This is a genomic window from Stappia indica (assembly GCF_020177335.1).
Classification (GTDB): domain Bacteria; phylum Pseudomonadota; class Alphaproteobacteria; order Rhizobiales; family Stappiaceae; genus Stappia; species Stappia indica_B.
Genome location: NZ_JAIVMG010000001.1, coordinates 892,578 through 909,608, shown reverse-complemented (window position 1 = coordinate 909,608; position 17,031 = coordinate 892,578). Strand labels below are relative to the sequence as shown.

The following is a 17,031-nucleotide window of genomic DNA, read 5'->3' as shown; positions in this document are numbered from 1 at the left end:
AGAGTAGCTGAACGCCTTCAGTTTTTGTCGCTGTCCGTTTCCGTGTCCTTTTGCTGTGCGGGCGTGTCGAAGGACGCGCGGCGGCGGGCGATGACCTTGCCGCGTGCCCGGCGCATCCGCACCCTTGAGATCGCGCGGCGGCTGACGCGGGCCACGTCGTCGCGGGAGAAGAAGAACGGCAGCACCGGCTCCTGAGGCTCCACATGCTCGACCGACAGGCCGATTTCGGTGATGGCATGGTCGTGATCGATGGCCCGCACCACGAGGTCGATGGCGCCATGGGCGACACGGTCGGTCGGCTCGACATCGTCCCCCAACTCCCGCCGCATGTAGTCGCGCAAGCTCAGTCCCGCGTCCTCCTTGCGCACATGAAAGCCGTAGACCGCGCCGACATCGGAGAGCAGCGCGTCCGGATCGAGCGGGAAGTCGCCGAACAGCGCCGGGTCGTGTCCTTCATGGGCGGCGCCGGCGAACAGGGCGTCGAGCGCGGGAACCTGCCGGGCGGTGGTGAGAATGTAGAGCTGGTCGCCCGGCTGCGGCCGCCCGGCCTTCTGGGGGCGCAGGCTCTGGCCGTCACGCAGGATCAGGACCGGCCGCGCCCAGCGGGGGATGCGCCCGCCGCGCGCCACCGCACTGCCCGGGTGCACCCGGTAGCCCACCAGCTCGTGATCCTGTCCGCCGGGCAGTTCCAGCTCGATCCGGTCCACCGGCCCCATGCGCGGCGGCACGATCAGCCGCAGCCAGAGCGCCAGCGGGCGGATGGTCCAACCCTGCAACACCAGCGAGGTCAGGACGATCAGGAAGGTGATGTTGAAGATCGTCTGGGCATTGGCGAGCCCGCCGATCAGCGGCAGGATCGCCAGCAGGATCGACACCGCGCCGCGCAGGCCCACCCAGGAGACGAAGGCGATCTCCGCCCGGGTGAAGCCGAAGGGCAACAGGCAGAGCCAGACGGCGATCGGCCGGGCGATGAAGATCAGGACGGCGGCGAGGGTGAAGCCGGGCAGGGCCACCTCGCCGAACTGGGAGGGGGTTGCCAACAGGCCGAGGGTGACGAACATGCCGATCTGGCCGAGCCAGGTCATGCCGCCCTGGAAGTTCTTCAGCGCCGGCTGTTGCCGCATCCGCACATTGCCGCACAGGATGCCGGCCACGTAGACGGCGAGAAAGCCACTGCCGCCGGCGAGCGACGTGGCGCCGGACAGGGCCAGCGCCAGCGCCAGCACGACGATCGGATAAAGCGCCGGTTCCAGATTGACCCGGTTCACCAGCTGGACGATGGCATAGCCACCGGCAAGGCCGGCGATCAGGCCGATGCCCATCTGCTGGGCGAACTCGGCGAGCAGGCCGAGCCCGGCGTCCTCGCCGCTGGTGCCGGCGACGATCATGCCGACGAGCGTGACGGTGAGGAAGATCGCCATCGGGTCGTTCGAGCCCGATTCCACCTCCAGCGTCGCCGAGATCATCTCGCGCAAGTGGATGCCGCCGACCCGCAGCAGAAAAAACACCGCCGCCGCGTCGGTCGAACCGACGATGGCCCCGAGCAGCAGGCCCTCGATCCACGGCCAATCAAACAGGAAATGGGCGGCGAGGCCGACAAGCCCGGCGGTAACGGCCACCCCCACGGTCGCCAGCGTCAGCGCCGGAAAGGCCGCGAGGCGGAAGGTGGCGAAGCGGGTGCGAAACCCGCTGTCGAACAGAATGATCGCCAGCGCGATGGAGCCGATGAAATAGGCGGTGCGGGTATCGGCGAATTCGATGCCGCCGGGGCCGTCCTCGCCGGCCGCGAGGCCGACGAGGAGGAAAACGAGCAGCAAGGGCGCGCCAACCCGAAAGCTGATCAGCGATGTGAACACCGACACGGCGACGAGGCCGGCGGCAATCAGGATCACCAGATTGAGCGTTTCGAGCATCGGCGGCGTGGGCCTTCCGGCGCGGGAAACCCGCGCCCGTGACGAGGAATCGGATTGATCCTCTCACTATAGGCCAAACGCCAGCCCGCTGGTGTGCGTTCCCGTCAGGCGGCCTTGCGTTTCTCCTCGTCCGTGTGCTGGCTGCCGCCGTCCCCGTTGCCGGCATAGACCCGGCCAAACCGGTTGGCGAGGAAGAGGTCGAGCGGGATGGTTTCCTGGCGCAGGAACCCACGCGCGGGGATCTGTCCGGCACGCATCAGATCGAGCGTGGCGCAGATCCCGGCCGCCGTGGTCGTCTGGATCGCGCTCCAGGTCTCGCCGGCCATCTCCCGCGAGGTGACCCGGTAGACCGAGGAGATCTGTTCGCGCTGGTCGCCGCGCAGGCCGGAGGCGGTGATGAAGATCAGCACCACATCCTGTTTGGTCATCGGTACGGCGGTTTCCAGAACGTCGCGCATCAGGTCGCGCCGGTCCTCCAGACCGAGATCCTGTAGCAGCATGCGCATGATGTCGCGGTGGCCGGGATAGCGGACCGTCAGATAACGCAGGCTGCGCACCTTGCCGGCGAGCGTCTCGGTGAGCGAGCCGAGCCCGCCGGAGGTGTTGAACGCCTCGTAGTGAACCCCGTCGAGCGAGAAGGTCTCATAGCCTTCCAGCGGTGCCAGCAGCATCGGCGCGCCGTCGACGATGGCCTCGCACGGGTTGCAGTATTCGTTGATCAGGCCGTCGGTCGACCAGGTGAGATTGTACTTCAGCGCATTGGTCGGATAGCGGGGCAGGGCGCCGACCCGCATGGTCAGCGTTTCCAGCGTGTCGAACTTCTGCGCCAGATCATGCCCGGCGATGGAGACGAACCCGGGCGCCAGGCCGCATTGCGGTGCGAAGGCGATTTCCGCTCCCTCGGCCAGGGCGCGCACGGTTTTGGTGGAGGCGACATCCTCGGTAAGGTCGAAATAATGGGTGCCGGCCCGCTTGGCGGCGCGGGCAATCACCGAGGTGAGGAAGAACGGCGCGGCGGAGAGCACCGCCTTCTTGCCGGCGAGCGCTGAGGTCAGCGCGTCCTCGTCGGACACATCCACCTCGATCGTTGCCATTCCGGCCCGGGCGGCCGTGGCCAGCGCGCCCGCATCGCGGTCGGCAAGGGTGACGGTGTAGTCGCCGCAGTCGGTCAGAAGCGCGGCGATGGTGCGCCCGATCTTGCCTGCGCCGACGATCAGAACCGGCCATTTGTTCATCTTCAGTCTCCTCCTCGGGCGCTTGTGCCCGCACGTGTTCGTTCCCTCTGAAGGGGCTCTTCCCAAGAGTACGGGGGGCGGTGTTCGCCGAGGAGATGACAAAATGCCGGAAGTGTACGTGAATTCGTCATAAAGTCGGACAAATAGGCAAATTGCCGGTCATAGGGTCGCGGATATCTGCTGCCCCGCTTGGGTCAAGCGGGCCGGATCGCGGCGAGTCGCGCCCGGTGAGTTGCGTGAAAGCTCAGGAAGCCGGGGTGTCTTGCGGCGCGGGCTCCGTCACCGGGGCCCGGTCGAATTTCGTTGCCAGAACGATGGAGGAGCGCGAGCGGCGCACGCCTGGGGTCACGGCGATGTCGTCCAGCACCTCGTCAAGTCGGTCGAGCCGCTCCGCCTCCACCACCAGAAAAAGGTCGAACTCGCCGGAGACGGTCAGACAGGTGCGGATTTCCGGAAATGTCTCCAGACGCTTGACCGTCTCGCGCACCTGCTGCTGTTCCACCGCCAGCATCACCAGTGCCCGCGCCATTTCCCGGTTGGGCGCCCGCGCCAGCCGGGCGGTGTAGCCGGTGATGACGCCCTCGCGCTCCAGCCGGGCGATCCGTTCATGCACGGTGGAGCGGGCGATGCCGAGCCGCCGGGCGAGATCGGACGTCGGCGCCCGCGCGTTCATCTGCAACAGGGCGAGCAGCTTGCGGTCGAGTGCATCGCGGGGGGCGGTCATGGCGGCCTCGTCAAAATGTCGGATCCTCCGACGAAATGACACTTCGGGGCCAATGGCAAGTCCTGATGTTCCGAGGTGGACGACACGCGGCCGTGTTGGCTGCGGATCAGCGGATCTCGTAGGGGATCAGTCGGCGGTCGTTGGGGTCGATGGCAATCGCCCGGTTGAGCGGCGGCATCGAGCGCTGTGGGCAGGTCAGCCGCTCGCAGATCCGGCAGGAGATGCCGATGGGCTCGAAGGCGGCGGCGCGGGTCAGGTCGAGGTCGTCGCAATAGATGATGTCGCGCGCATGGGCGATATCGGCGCCAAGGGTGATGGCATAATGCAGCACCGGACCGCTGTAGCCGCCGGATTTCTTGATGATCTGCGCCGCCAGCGAGATGTAGCGCGAGCCATCGGGGGTCTCGGCCAGTTGGCGGATGATGGTGCCGTGGCTCTCGAAGGCGCGATGCACGTTCCACAAGGGGCAGGCGGCGCCGAAGCGGGCGAATTGCAGCTTGGTGGCGCTGTGCCGCTTGGTGATGTTGCCGGCCCGGTCGACCCGGGCGAAGAAGAAGGGGATGCCCTTCATCTTCGGCCGTTGCAGGGTGGAAAGCCGATGCGCCACCTGTTCCAGGCTCGCGCCGAACCGGTCGGCGATCAGGTCGAGATCGTGGCGGGTTTCCTGCGCCGCGTTGAGAAAGCCCTTGTAGGGAAGCACCAGCGCGCCAGCGAAGGCGTTGGCAAGGCCGATCCTGGCCACATGCACCGCATCGTCGGTCTGAAACCGGGCGCCGGCCAGCACCGTGTCGATGATCTCGCCCGCTTCCAGAAGAGCGATCTGATGGCCGAGCTGAAAGACGATGGTCGCTTCCGGCAACGCCTCGTTGAGGCTGAGCCGGCGGGTGGCCGGGTCGAAACTGCGGATCCGCCCCTGGTCGTTGCCGGTTCTCTGCCGCTCCACCGTGACCCCATGCACCGTTTCGAGATGCTGGGCGAGATCGCGGGCGAACAGCCGTCCGTTCGAGGCGAGCTTGCCCGCCAGCGCTTCGGCGGCCAGGTCCAGCTCGTGAATGTAGTTGTTCTCGAAATGGAAGAAGTCGCGCACTTCCTCGTAAGGCGTGGGCCGGGCGAGCGCTTCGTCGCGGGTCAGGGTGTCGTCGAGCATGGCCAGTTGCTCGCTGGTCTGGCGATAGGCCTGATGCAGGCGCACCAGCGCATGGGCGATGTCCGGCGTGCTCTGGCACAGCATCTTGAAGTCCTGCAAGCCGGGCGCCGTGCCCGCCAGCACCGGATCGGCGAACACCTCCCGCAAGGCGGCGAGCAGCCGGTCGTTGTCATCGACGGACAAGCTGGTCAGATCCAGGTCGAAATGCTCGCTGAGGCTGAGCAGCACCGGCGCGGAGACCGGCCTCTGGTTGTTCTCCAGCTGATTGACATAGCTGGTCGACAGGCCGAGACGCTCGGCGAAATCCCGTTGCGTCATGGCTGCCTTCTCGCGCAGACTGCGGATATGGCGGCCGAGAAACAACTTCTTCATCTTGACGGTGTCCGCGATGTTTGCAAATTTGCAGATTGTGATTTGCAAATAGATTATTTTCGCTTTGCGGCTTTTTCAACTCTCCCGTTCGACCGGGAAACGCGCTAATCCGGGTCCGATTGGACGAGGAGACCCCCCTGAATGGCTGAAAACACCGGAATCGGTGCGCATCCGAGGCGGCTCGCCGAGACCGCCGCGCTGGTGGTTGGCGGATCGCTGCTGCTCACCCTGTCGGCGAAGGTCAGTGTGCCCTTCTATCCCGTACCGATGACCCTGCAGACCATGGCGCTTCTGGTGCTCGGGTTCACGCTCGGTCCGGCCCGCGCCGGCATGGCGGTGCTGCTGTATCTGGCGCAAGGGGCGGCCGGCTTTCCGGTGTTCTCCGGCACACCGGAAAAGGGGATCGGGCTTGCCTACATGATGGGGCCGACCGGCGGCTTCCTTCTGGGCTTCCTTGCCTCCGCCATGCTGGCCGGCTGGTTCGCGGCCAAGGGGTGGACCCGGTCGTTGTGGCGGGCGGTGCCGGCGGCGATCCTCGCCGAGGCGGCGGTGTTCGTTCCCGGACTTCTGTGGCTCGGCGCCCTCCTTGGGTTCGACAAGCCCATTCTCGCCTGGGGCCTCTACCCCTTCGTTCTGGGCGGTGCCGTCAAGGCGCTGCTCGCGGCGGCCATCGCCGTCGCGCTGCACCGCACCGCGCCCCGTTGATTTCAAGATAAGGACCCGTCATGCAGGAAATCTTGCAGGAACTGGAAGAGCGCCGCGCCGCCGCGCGGCTTGCCGGCGGTGAGCGCCGCATCGACGCCCAGCACGCCAAGGGCAAGCTGACCGCGCGCGAGCGCATCGACGTGTTTCTCGACGAGGGATCGTTCGAGGAATTCGACATGTTCGTCGCCCATCGCTGCGTCGATTTCGGGATGCAGGACACCTCCATGCCCGGTGACGGCGTCATCACCGGCTGGGGCACGGTCAATGGCCGGATGGTCTATGTCTTCAGCCAGGACTTCACCGTCTTCGGCGGCTCCCTGTCCGAAACCCATGCCCAGAAGATCTGCAAGATCATGGATATGGCGATGAAGAACGGCGCCCCCGTCATCGGCCTCAACGACAGTGGCGGTGCCCGCATCCAGGAGGGCGTCGCCTCGCTCGGCGGCTATGCGGATGTGTTCCAGCGCAATATCATGGCCTCCGGCGTGGTGCCGCAGATCTCCATGATCATGGGGCCGTGCGCAGGCGGTGCCGTTTACTCCCCGGCGATGACCGACTTCATCTTCATGGTGCGCGACACCTCCTACATGTTCGTCACCGGCCCGGATGTGGTGAAGACGGTGACCAACGAGGTGGTGACGGCGGAGGAGCTTGGCGGCGCCAAGACCCACACCAGCAAGTCCTCGGTCGCCGATCTGGCCTTCGACAATGATGTGGAGGCGCTGATCGCGCTGCGCCGCTTTATCGACTTCCTGCCGGCCAACAACCGGGAAAAGCCGCCGGTGCGTCCGTTCTTCGACGATCCGGCCCGGATCGAGGCGTCGCTCGACACGCTCATTCCCGACAATCCGAACAAGCCCTACGACATGAAGGAGCTGATCGTGAAGGTCGCCGACGAAGGCGACTTCTTCGAGCTCCAGCCCGATTTCGCGGGCAACATCATCACCGGCTTCATCCGTATCGAGGGCGAGACCGTCGGCGTGGTCGCCAACCAGCCGATGGTGCTGGCCGGCGTGCTCGACATCAACTCCTCGCGCAAGGCGGCCCGTTTCGTCCGCTTCTGCGACTGTTTCAACATCCCGATCCTGACCCTCGTCGACGTGCCGGGCTTCCTGCCCGGAACGACCCAGGAATACGGCGGCGTCATCAAGCACGGTGCCAAGCTGCTGTTCGCCTATGGCGAGGCGACGGTGCCCAAGGTCACGGTGATCACCCGCAAGGCCTATGGCGGTGCCTATGACGTGATGTCCTCCAAGCACATTCGCGGCGACATCAACTATGCCTGGCCGACCGCCGAGATCGCGGTGATGGGCGCCAAGGGCGCGGTCGAGATCCTCTACCGCTCCGAGCTGGGCGATGCGGAAAAGATCGCCGCCCGCACCAAGGAATATGAGGACCGGTTCGCCAATCCGTTCGTAGCGGCGGAAAAGGGCTTCATCGACGATGTGATCATGCCGCATTCCACCCGGCGCCGGGTCGCCCGGGCGTTCGCGACGCTGCGCAACAAGCAGCTCTCGAACCCCTGGAAGAAGCACGACAACATTCCGCTCTAGGCAGGACGCAGACATGATCAAGAAAATCCTGATCGCCAACCGTGGCGAAATCGCCTGCCGGGTCATTAAGACGGCGAAGAAGATGGGCATTGCCACCGTCGCCGTCTATTCCGATGCCGACCGGGACGCACTGCATGTGAAGATGGCCGACGAGGCGGTGCATATCGGCCCGCCGCCGGCCAACCAGTCCTATATCGTGCTCGACAAGATCCTCGACGCGATCCGCTCCTCCGGCGCCGACGCGGTGCATCCGGGCTACGGCTTCCTGTCCGAGCGCGCCGATTTTGCCGAGGCACTGGCGAAGGAGGGCGTTGCCTTCATCGGCCCGCCGCCCAAGGCGATCGAGGCGATGGGCGACAAGATCACCTCCAAGAAGATCGCCGCCGAGGCCGGTGTCTCCACGGTGCCCGGCTACATGGGGCTGATCGCCGATGCGGATGAGGCGGTGAAGATCGCCGCCGAGATCGGCTATCCGGTGATGATCAAGGCCTCCGCCGGCGGCGGCGGCAAGGGCATGCGCATTGCCTGGAACGAGACGGAAACCCGCGAGGGCTTCCAGTCGTCGAAGAACGAGGCGGCCAGCTCCTTTGGCGACGACCGCATCTTCATCGAGAAATTCGTCACCCAGCCGCGCCACATCGAGATCCAGGTGCTGGCCGACAGCCATGGCAATGCGATCTATCTCGGCGAGCGCGAATGCTCGATCCAGCGCCGCAACCAGAAGGTCATCGAGGAGGCACCGTCGCCGTTCCTCGACGCGGACACCCGCAAGGCCATGGGCGAACAGGCGGTGGCGCTGGCCCAGGCGGTCGGCTACGCCTCCGCCGGCACGGTGGAATTCATCGTCGATGGCGATCGCAATTTCTACTTCCTGGAAATGAACACCCGCCTGCAGGTCGAGCATCCGGTGACCGAGCTGATCACCGGCGTCGATCTGGTGGAGGAGATGATCCGCGTTGCCGCCGGCGAGCCCCTGCGCATGCGCCAGGACGACGTGCGGCTGAACGGCTGGGCCATCGAGAGCCGGCTTTACGCCGAAGACCCCTACCGGAGCTTCCTGCCGTCGATCGGCCGGCTGACGCGCTACCGCCCGCCGGCGGAGGGCACCGCCGCCGATGGCACGGTGGTGCGCAACGACACCGGCGTCTTCGAGGGCGGCGAGATTTCCATGTTCTACGATCCGATGATCGCCAAGCTCTGCACCTGGGGTGTGGACCGGGCGGCGGCGATCTCGGCCATGGGCGCGGCGCTCGACCGGTTCGAGGTCGAGGGCATCGGCCACAACCTGCCGTTCCTCTCCGCCGTGATGGAGCACCCGCGCTTCCGCTCCGGGGCGATCACCACCGCCTTCATCGCCGAGGAATACCCGGACGGGTTCGCCGGCGTGGAGCTGGACGCGGACAACCTCAAGCGGCTTGTCGCCATCGCCGCGGCGTGCAACCTTCTGTCCGAGACCCGGGCGACGGAAATCTCCGGCGCAATGGCCAACCACCGGCGGCAGGTCGGCGCGAGTTGGGTGATCGGCGCCGCCGGGCAGGAGTTCCCGGTCAGCGTTGCCCGGGAGGCAGACGACTACCGGGTCACCGACGCGGAGGGGCAGGCCCATCTTGTCCGGCTCAATGGCTGGAAGCCGGGCGCGCCGCTGATCGAAGCCGAGGTCGAGGGAGCCAAGCTGGCGGTCAAGCTGGAGCGGACCATCCAGGGCTACCGGATGCGGATGCGCGGTGCGGATGTGATCCTGACTTGCCTTACACCGCGCCAGGCCGAAGCAGCCCGGTTGATGCCGGAGAAGGTGCCGGCGGATACCTCCAAGATGCTGCTGTGCCCGATGCCGGGTCTGATCGTGTCGATCGCCGTGGAGGAAGGGCAGACGGTCGAGGCCGGCCAGACGCTTGCCACTGTCGAGGCGATGAAGATGGAGAACGTTCTGAAGGCGGAGCGCAAGGGGGTGGTCAAGACCATCGCCGCCAAGGCGGGCGACAGCCTGGCCGTCGATGAACTGATCATGGAATTCGAATAGGAGCGAAGCCGTGAGCGAGAAGAAGACCGTGGACGACTGGGCATCGCTGGCTGCGCGTGAACTCAAGGGCGCGAGCCTCGATGACCTGGTGTGGCAGACGCCGGAAGGCATTCCGGTCAAGCCGCTCTACACCGAGGCGGATCTGGAAGGGGTCGATCATCTCGGCACGCTTCCCGGTTTCGAGCCGTTCCTGCGCGGGCCGCGTGCGACCATGTACACCGGCCGTCCCTGGACGATCCGCCAGTACGCGGGCTTCTCCACCGCCGAGGCCTCCAACGCCTTTTACCGCAAGGCGCTCGCCGCCGGCCAGCAGGGTGTCTCGGTCGCCTTCGACCTTGCCACCCACCGGGGCTATGACAGCGATCATCCGCGCGTTGTCGGCGATGTCGGCAAGGCGGGTGTCGCCATCGACAGCGTCGAGGACATGAAGATCCTGTTCGACGGCATTCCGCTGGAAAAGATCTCCGTTTCCATGACCATGAACGGCGCGGTGATCCCGATCCTCGCCAGCTTCATCGTCGCCGGCGAGGAGCAGGGCGTGTCGCGTGCCCAGCTCTCCGGGACCATTCAGAACGACATCCTCAAGGAGTTCATGGTCCGCAACACCTACATCTACCCGCCCGAACCCTCGATGCGGATCATCGCCGATATCATCGAGTACACGGCCAAGGAGATGCCGAAGTTCAACTCCATCTCCATCTCCGGCTATCACATGCAGGAGGCCGGGGCGACGCTGGTGCAGGAGCTGGCCTTCACCCTGGCCGACGGGCGCGAATATGTGCGTGCGGCGCTGGCCAAGGGGCTGGATGTGGACGCCTTCGCCGGGCGGCTGTCGTTCTTCTTCGCCATCGGCATGAATTTCTTCATGGAAGCGGCCAAGCTGCGCGCCGCCCGCCTGTTGTGGGCGCGCATCATGGACGAGTTCGAGCCGAAGAAGCCGCAGTCCAGGATGCTGCGCACCCACTGCCAGACCTCCGGCGTGTCCCTGCAGGAGCAGGATCCCTACAACAACGTGGTGCGCACGGCCTTTGAGGCCATGTCGGCGGCGCTCGGCGGCACCCAGTCCCTGCACACCAATTCCTTCGATGAGGCGATTGCCCTGCCGACGGAGTTTTCCGCCCGTATCGCTCGGAACACCCAGCTCATTCTGCAGCATGAGACCGGGGTGACCCGTGTCGTCGATCCGCTGGCCGGCTCCTACTACGTGGAAAGCCTGACCAACGAACTGGCCGAAAAGGCCTGGGCGCTGATCGAGGAGGTCGAGTCCCTGGGCGGCATGACCAAGGCGGTGAACGATGGTTTGCCGAAGCGGTTGATCGAGGAGGCGGCGACCCGCAAGCAGGCGGCGGTCGATCGCGGCGACGAGGTGATCGTCGGCGTCAACAAGTACCGGCTTGAGGCCGAGGACGAGATCGATATTCTCGACATCGACAACAAGGCGGTGCGCGAGGCGCAGATTGCCCGGCTCGAGAAGACCAAGCGTCAGCGCGACCCGCAGCGGGCCGAGGAAACCCTTTCGGCGCTGCGCGAAGTGGCCCGCTCGGGCCAGGGCAACATCCTGGAAGCGGCTGTCGAGGCGGCCCGCGCCCGGGCGACACTGGGCGAGATTTCCGATGCGCTGCGCGATGCCTTCGGCGACCATGCCGCCGTGCCCAAGGTGGTGAAGAAGGTCTATGGCCCGGCCTATGAGGGCGAGCCGGAGTATGAAACGCTGGTGGAACGCCTGCGCGAGTTCTCCACCACCCTGGGCGAGACCCCGCGCCTGCTCGTTGCCAAGCTCGGTCAGGACGGTCACGACCGGGGCGCCAAGATCATTGCCTCGGCCTTTGGCGACATCGGCTTCGACGTGGTTGCCGGCCCGCTGTTCCAGACGCCGGAAGAGGCCGCCGATCTGGCCGTGAAGAACAAGGTGCATGTGATCGGCATGTCCTCGCTGGCGGCCGGCCACAAGACCCTTGCCCCGCAGCTCATCGAGGCGCTGAAGGCGCGCGGTGCCTCGGACATCATCGTCGTCGTCGGCGGCGTGATCCCGCGTCAGGATTACGAATTCCTGCGCGAGGCGGGTGTGGCGGCGATCTTCGGTCCGGGCTCCAACGTGCTCGATGCGGCGCGCTCGGTGCTCGATCTCATCGCCGGTCATCGCCGCAACGTCGCCTGAGGTGAGGCGCATGGCCTTCGATCCGCGGCAGGCGGAACTTGCAACCGCCACCCGGGCCGATCTCGACTGGATGCTGGACTGGGCGGCGGCGGAGGGCTGGAACCCCGGGATCGACGATGCCGATCCCTTTTTCGCCGCCGATCCGCAAGGGTTCTTCGTGGCGCGGGTGGGGGGAACCCCGGCCGCGTCGATGGCGCTTGTGCACTACAGCGAGGCCTTCGGCTTCATCGGCCTTTACATCACCGCGCCGGACTGGCGCGGGTGTGGCCTCGGCCGCCGGCTGTGGGATCATGCGCTGGCGAGCCATGGCGCGCGCACCATCGGCCTCGATGCCCTGCCGGACATGGTTTCCCGCTATGCAGCGGCCGGCTTCACACCCGCCCATCGCACCGTGACGATGGCCGGGTTCCCGTATGTGGAGCCGCCGCGCGATCCGCGCTTGACCATTGCCGGCCGTGGATTGTTTCCCTCCTTGCGCGATTATGACGGCAGGTGTTTTCCCGCTCCGCGCGCGCCGTTTCTGTCGCGCTGGCTGGAGCCGGGAGGCAGCCGCCGCGCCTTCGCCCTTGTCGACGCGGGGCGGGTCTGCGGTTTCGGTGCCATTCGCCAGTGCCGCGACGGGTTCAAGATCGGGCCGCTGTTCGCCGATACGACCGCCGATGCGGAGGTGCTGTTGCGCGCGCTTGTCTCTCAGCTGCGCGGGCAGGAGGTGTTTCTCAAGGTGCCGGAACACAATGTCGAGGCGATGCGGCTCGCCGAGGATTTCGACCTGTCGCCGCTGCTGGAGGCCACAAGAATGTTCCACGGACCGGCGCCCGAAGGGCCGAGCCATCGCGTTTTCGGACTGACGACCCTTGATCTGGGGTAAGGCCGCCAGCCCCCGCCGAAGCGCTGGAACGGGCAGGGCTCTTGCATCGGATCCTGAAGCAGCAAGAACGCTCAGCGCCGATGTGTTGGTCATCGGCGCCGGCGTCGCAGGGCTGATGGCTGCCGACAGCGCCGCCCGCGCCGGCTTGCAGGTTCTGCTTGTCGATGCCTTCCCTGTGCCCGGTGGCGGCTGCGTGTTTGACGCTGCAGCAAGGATCGACGGTGTTGCTCCGGCGGTCTGGCGCGCCGAACGGCTCGCGGCGCTGGAGGCGCGGGAGAATGTGTCGGTGCGGTGCGGCCTGCGGGTGCGCTTCCGGCCGGGGGGCGTTTGCGAAGCGCTCGAACGTCCGCTCGGCGCCGGGCGCTGGCGACTTCAGGCGCGTCATGTGGTGGTGGCCACCGGCGCGCGCGAGCGGCCCATCGTCTTTTCCGGCAATGACCGGCCGGGAGTGATGCCAGCTTCCGTGGGGCTGGCTGCTTTTGCCCGCGCCACGGAGGAGGCGCCCCGCAAACTGGCGGTGTTTGCCAGCAATGCCCGGGGACTTGCCACGGCGGTCGCCTTGCATGATTGTGGCGTTGCGGTGAAGGCGGTGATCGACCCGCGCCCGGCCGCCGATCCGGCAATCGCTGCGGAGCTGATACGGCGCGGCATCCGGCTTGAGGCGGGGGCGGTGGTTGCCGCAACCCGGGGCTGGCGGCAGCTGAAGGGCATCGATATCTGCGGCTATGATCCGCGCTCCGGCGCGCTCGGCGTCAACATCATGCAGATGTCCTGTGACGCCCTGCTGGTCTCCGGCGGCTGGGACGCCGATCCCCATTTCGCCGCTCTGGCAGATATGGCGCAGGGGCATGATGTCGCGGAAGGAGAGCTGGCGCGGGCCTGCATGGCGGACGGCGTGACCGCCTGCGGCGGCGCGGCGGGTGCCGCAGACCTCGCCGCCGCAGTGGCCTCCGGCACGCAAGCGGGCAGGGCGGCGGTCCTCGCCCTTGGAGCGGATCCCGGGCCGCAGAGTGGCGCGGTCCCCGAGGTCATCGGCGATGGCATGGCGGGTCTCGCCCTTCTTCCGGAGGATGCGCCGCTGTTCAAGGTGCCGGTGCGTGGACGGGGTCGGCGCCTGTCCGGCTTTCCCGAAAACAGGCTTTTCCGGTAAGGAAACTGACGGGCGTCGCGCGGCTTCACGCCCCTGTCGGCCCCTTGACCTTCGGCGGCGGACGGGAGACTGTCGGGCGTCACCGCGACGGCCCGTTCGCTGGGGTCCGGCTTGCCACGCATCTTGCCGTGGTGCCACGCAGGATGCGTGGCGGGCCGGTCAGGACAGCGCGTCTCCGCCTTGAGGCTGGAGACCTTTCAGGGGCGTCGCATCCCGTTTCTCAGACCCTGAAGGAGCCGATCTGCATGTCTGATGCCTTGTCCGCCTCCGGGCAGCTTGTGCCCGGGACCTGTGGCGGACGTGACGACGCGACAATCCTGATCCGCGATGTGTCCTTCGGTGCGGCGCTGGAGATCGGTTCCTGGCCGAACCGGCTGGAGACGGTTGCCAACCGGCTTGGGGAACTGTGCGAGGGCGCGGTTCCGGGCCGGCCCGGCCGGTTTTCCGCCCACGCGCCGGCGCTGCTGGGCTGGCTTGCCTTCGGACGCTTCCTGTGGCTGTCCGCCGAGGCGGAGGATACGCGGCGCATCGACGAGGCCTTTCCCGAAGAGGATGCGGCGGTGGTCGATCTGGCTCCGGCCCGCCATCTGCTGCGCATCAGCGGCGCCGATGCACCGGCACTGCTCAACAAGGCCGTGACCATCGATTTCGACCCCAAGGCCTTCGACCCGGGATCGCTGGCGCAAAGCGTCATTCATCAGGTGCCGGTGGTGATCTTGCGGCGCTCGGTCGAGGATTTCGACCTTCTGATCCCCAGCAGCCTGATTGCCACCTTTACCGGCTGGCTGACGGAGGCGGCGGAGGAGTTCGGCTACACGGTGGGCGAACCGGTGCCGATCCTCGCGCAAGGCTGATCCGCGAGCGAAACAGGAAGGAGCCGGCGTCTCCGCAAGCGATGCGCCGGTTCCCTTCGTTGCGATGAAGTCAGGCGCGCCTCAAGAGGGCGTCAGGCCGCGCAGCCGCTCCGACCGTCGGCGCAGCAGTTCCAGCACCGTCAGTAGGATGATCGAGATCGCCACCATCAGCGAGGCAACCGCGAGGATGGTCGGTGAAATCTGTTCGCGCAGGCCGGTGAACATCTGCCAGGGCAGGGTCTTCTGCCCCGCCGAGCCGAGGAACAGCACCACCACCACCTCATCGAAGGACGTGATGAAGGCGAACAGCGCGCCGGAGACGACGCCCGGGATGATCAGCGGCATCTGCACCTTGAAGAAGGTGGTGACCGGATTGGCGCCGAGGCTGGCGGCGGCCCGCACCAGACTGCGGTCGAAGCCGACAAGGGTCGCCGTCACCGTGATGATAACGAACGGTGTGCCCAGTGCCGCATGGGCCAGCACCACGCCGACGTAGGTGCCTTGCAGGCCGATGCGCGAATAGAAGAAATACATACCCGCCGCCGAGATGATCAGCGGCACGATCATCGGCGAGATCAGGATCGCCATGATCGCCGAGCGGTAGGGCACGTGGCTTTGCGACAGGCCGATGGCCGCCAGCGTGCCGAAGCTGGTGGCCAGCAAGGTTGCCACCGGGGCGATGGCGAAGGAGTTCCTGAGCGCCTGTTGCCAGTCCGGGTTGGTGAAGAAATCCTCGTAATGCTTCAGCGAATAGCCAGCCGGGTCGAGCGCCAGCATCTGCGGGGTGAAGGTGAAGAAGTTCTGTGCATTGAACGACAGCGGCAGGATCACCAGGATCGGGAAGATCAGGAAGAAGAAGATCAACCCGCAGATGATGCGGAAGGAATAATGCCAGGCGCGCTGACCGGTGGAGGCATAGGCGGGAAGTGCGGACATGTCGGTCTCCTCAGCCCAGCTTCACATTGTCGATGCCGACGATCTTGTCGTAGACGTAGAACAACAGCAGCACCGCCCCGAGCAGGATCACCCCGAGCGCGGCCGCAAGGCCCCAGTTGAGCGAACTGGAGATGTGGTAGGCGATCCGGTTGGAGATGAAGATGCCGTCGGTGCCGCCCACCAGCTCCGGCGTGATGTAGTAGCCGATCGCCAGAATGAACACGAGGATCGCGCCGGCGCCGATGCCAGGCACCGTCTGCGGGAAATAGACCCGCCAGAAGGCGGTCCAGTCGGTGGCGCCCAGGCTCTTGGCGGCGCGCACATAGGTGGGCGAGATCGTCTTCATCACCGAGAACAGCGGCAAGATCATGAAGGGCAGCAGGATGTGCGTCATGGCGATGATGGTGCCGGTCTTGTTGTTGATCATCACCAGCCGGCTGGCATCGCCGATCACTCCGATCCACACCAGGAAATCGTTGATCACGCCCTCCTGTTGCAGCAGCACCTTCCAGGCCGAGGTACGCACCAGCAGCGAGGTCCAGAACGGCAGCAGCACCAGGATCATCAACAGGTTGGCCGAGCGCAGCGGCAGGCTGGCCAGCAGGAAGGCGATCGGATAGCCGAGCAGCAGGCAGCACAGGGTGATGGTCAGCGACAGGAACAGGGTGCGGGCGAACAGGAGCAGGTAGATCCGCTCGTTCGCCGGCTTCATGGCAATGCCGTCCGCGGTGAGCTGCGCATCCGCCGCATTGAGGAAATAGCCGGGCGTGTATTTCGGCGCGTAGCGCTTCAGCAGGCGCCAGGTGGCGAGATCGCCCCAGTCCTTGTCGATGTCGATGAACTGCTCGGCGAAGGGGCCGGCCTCATCCATCCGCTTGATCCGCCGTCCGGTCTTGCGAAACAGGCTCGACATGCCCGAGGCCTCGTAGTTCAGCCGGGAGCCGAGCCGGGTGTGGGTCTTCTCCTCCGTCGCCACCTTGAGGTCTTCGTAAAGCGCCTTGTACACCGGCTCGCCGGGAAGCTGCGATGAAGTGACATCCCAGTCCGACAGGGCGTTGACCGTCTTTGGCAGGGTGTTCTCGACAATCCCGTTTTCCACCGAGCGGAACAGCATGTCGGCGATCGGTGCGGCGAAGGTCACCAGAATGAAGATCAGCAACGGGGCAATCAGGGCCAGCGAGCGCAGTTTCTCGCGCCGCAGTGCCTTTGCCAGGCTGACCTTCAGCGGGGTGCCGTCCCGCGTGGTCAGGACCTGCGGATCGGATTGGGGTTGCATGTTCATCTGTGCCGACCGCTCCGGAAGTGGATCTTTGTGCCCGGCGTCTTTTGTCGCGCCGTTGCGGGGACCGGCGGGCGGAAGGCCGTCCGCCGGTCGTCGAAGGTGTCAGAAGGTGCG

Annotated in this window: 13 protein-coding genes and 1 pseudogene; 8 read left to right on the top strand and 6 right to left on the bottom strand. The window is 66.2% G+C overall.

Translation table 11 applies throughout. From position 1 onward, the window contains the following. Window positions 1-17: 17 nt before the first annotated feature. The 4 genes from LC062_RS03960 to LC062_RS03945 form a co-directional block, all read right to left on the bottom strand. Window positions 18-1,913 (bottom strand): potassium/proton antiporter, encoded by a 1,896-nt coding sequence (locus LC062_RS03960; RefSeq protein WP_224909696.1) that lies wholly within the window; start codon window positions 1,911-1,913, stop codon window positions 18-20. A 104-nt stretch (window positions 1,914-2,017) separates the two neighbouring features. Beyond that, window positions 2,018-3,148 carry a saccharopine dehydrogenase family protein gene (locus tag LC062_RS03955; protein ID WP_224909695.1) on the bottom strand — a complete coding sequence of 377 codons (1,131 nt, stop codon included), beginning with the start codon at window positions 3,146-3,148 and terminating at the stop codon, window positions 2,018-2,020. 244 nt (window positions 3,149-3,392) lie between these two features. After that, on the bottom strand, window positions 3,393-3,872 hold the full coding sequence (locus tag LC062_RS03950; RefSeq protein ID WP_224909694.1) for an Lrp/AsnC family transcriptional regulator: 480 nt from the start codon (window positions 3,870-3,872) through the stop codon (window positions 3,393-3,395). A 106-nt stretch (window positions 3,873-3,978) separates the two neighbouring features. After that, complete coding sequence (locus tag LC062_RS03945) at window positions 3,979-5,391, bottom strand: helix-turn-helix domain-containing protein (protein ID WP_224909693.1); 1,413 nt, start codon at window positions 5,389-5,391, stop codon at window positions 3,979-3,981. Between the two features lie 141 nt (window positions 5,392-5,532). On the opposite strand from LC062_RS03945, the gene LC062_RS03940 reads away from it, so the two are divergent. The 8 genes and pseudogenes from LC062_RS03940 (at window position 5,533) to LC062_RS03910 (ending at window position 14,699) form a co-directional block, all read left to right on the top strand. Further along, window positions 5,533-6,096, top strand: coding sequence for a biotin transporter BioY (locus LC062_RS03940; RefSeq protein ID WP_224909692.1), 564 nt, complete (start codon window positions 5,533-5,535; stop codon window positions 6,094-6,096). Between the two features lie 20 nt (window positions 6,097-6,116). Further along, complete coding sequence (locus LC062_RS03935) at window positions 6,117-7,649, top strand: acyl-CoA carboxylase subunit beta (protein ID WP_224909691.1); 1,533 nt, start codon at window positions 6,117-6,119, stop codon at window positions 7,647-7,649. A 13-nt stretch (window positions 7,650-7,662) separates the two neighbouring features. Continuing rightward, window positions 7,663-9,130: pseudogene (locus LC062_RS03930) on the top strand (acetyl-CoA carboxylase biotin carboxylase subunit); the annotation flags it as partial. Further along, window positions 9,118-9,669, top strand: coding sequence for a biotin/lipoyl-containing protein (locus tag LC062_RS21535; RefSeq protein ID WP_404829675.1), 552 nt, complete (start codon window positions 9,118-9,120; stop codon window positions 9,667-9,669). The pseudogene LC062_RS03930 and the gene LC062_RS21535, both read left to right, overlap by 13 nt. 10 nt (window positions 9,670-9,679) lie before the next feature. After that, entirely contained in the window at window positions 9,680-11,827 is a 2,148-nt protein-coding gene (gene scpA / locus LC062_RS03925) for a methylmalonyl-CoA mutase (RefSeq protein WP_224909689.1), read from the top strand. 10 nt (window positions 11,828-11,837) lie between these two features. Beyond that, a complete protein-coding gene (locus tag LC062_RS03920) occupies window positions 11,838-12,695 on the top strand; it encodes a GNAT family N-acetyltransferase (RefSeq protein WP_224909688.1) in 858 nt (285 codons plus the stop codon). A gap of 82 nt (window positions 12,696-12,777) precedes the next feature. Next, window positions 12,778-13,845, top strand: coding sequence for an FAD-dependent oxidoreductase (locus tag LC062_RS03915; protein WP_224909687.1), 1,068 nt, complete (start codon window positions 12,778-12,780; stop codon window positions 13,843-13,845). Between the two features lie 245 nt (window positions 13,846-14,090). Continuing rightward, on the top strand, window positions 14,091-14,699 hold the full coding sequence (locus LC062_RS03910; RefSeq protein ID WP_224909686.1) for a sarcosine oxidase subunit gamma: 609 nt from the start codon (window positions 14,091-14,093) through the stop codon (window positions 14,697-14,699). Between the two features lie 81 nt (window positions 14,700-14,780). Here the strand turns inward: LC062_RS03910 and LC062_RS03905 are convergent, their stop codons facing one another. After that, complete coding sequence (locus tag LC062_RS03905) at window positions 14,781-15,635, bottom strand: ABC transporter permease (RefSeq protein ID WP_224909685.1); 855 nt, start codon at window positions 15,633-15,635, stop codon at window positions 14,781-14,783. Between the two features lie 10 nt (window positions 15,636-15,645). Then, a complete protein-coding gene (locus LC062_RS03900; protein WP_224909684.1) occupies window positions 15,646-16,917 on the bottom strand; it encodes an ABC transporter permease in 1,272 nt (423 codons plus the stop codon). Between the last annotated feature and the right edge of the window lie 114 nt (window positions 16,918-17,031).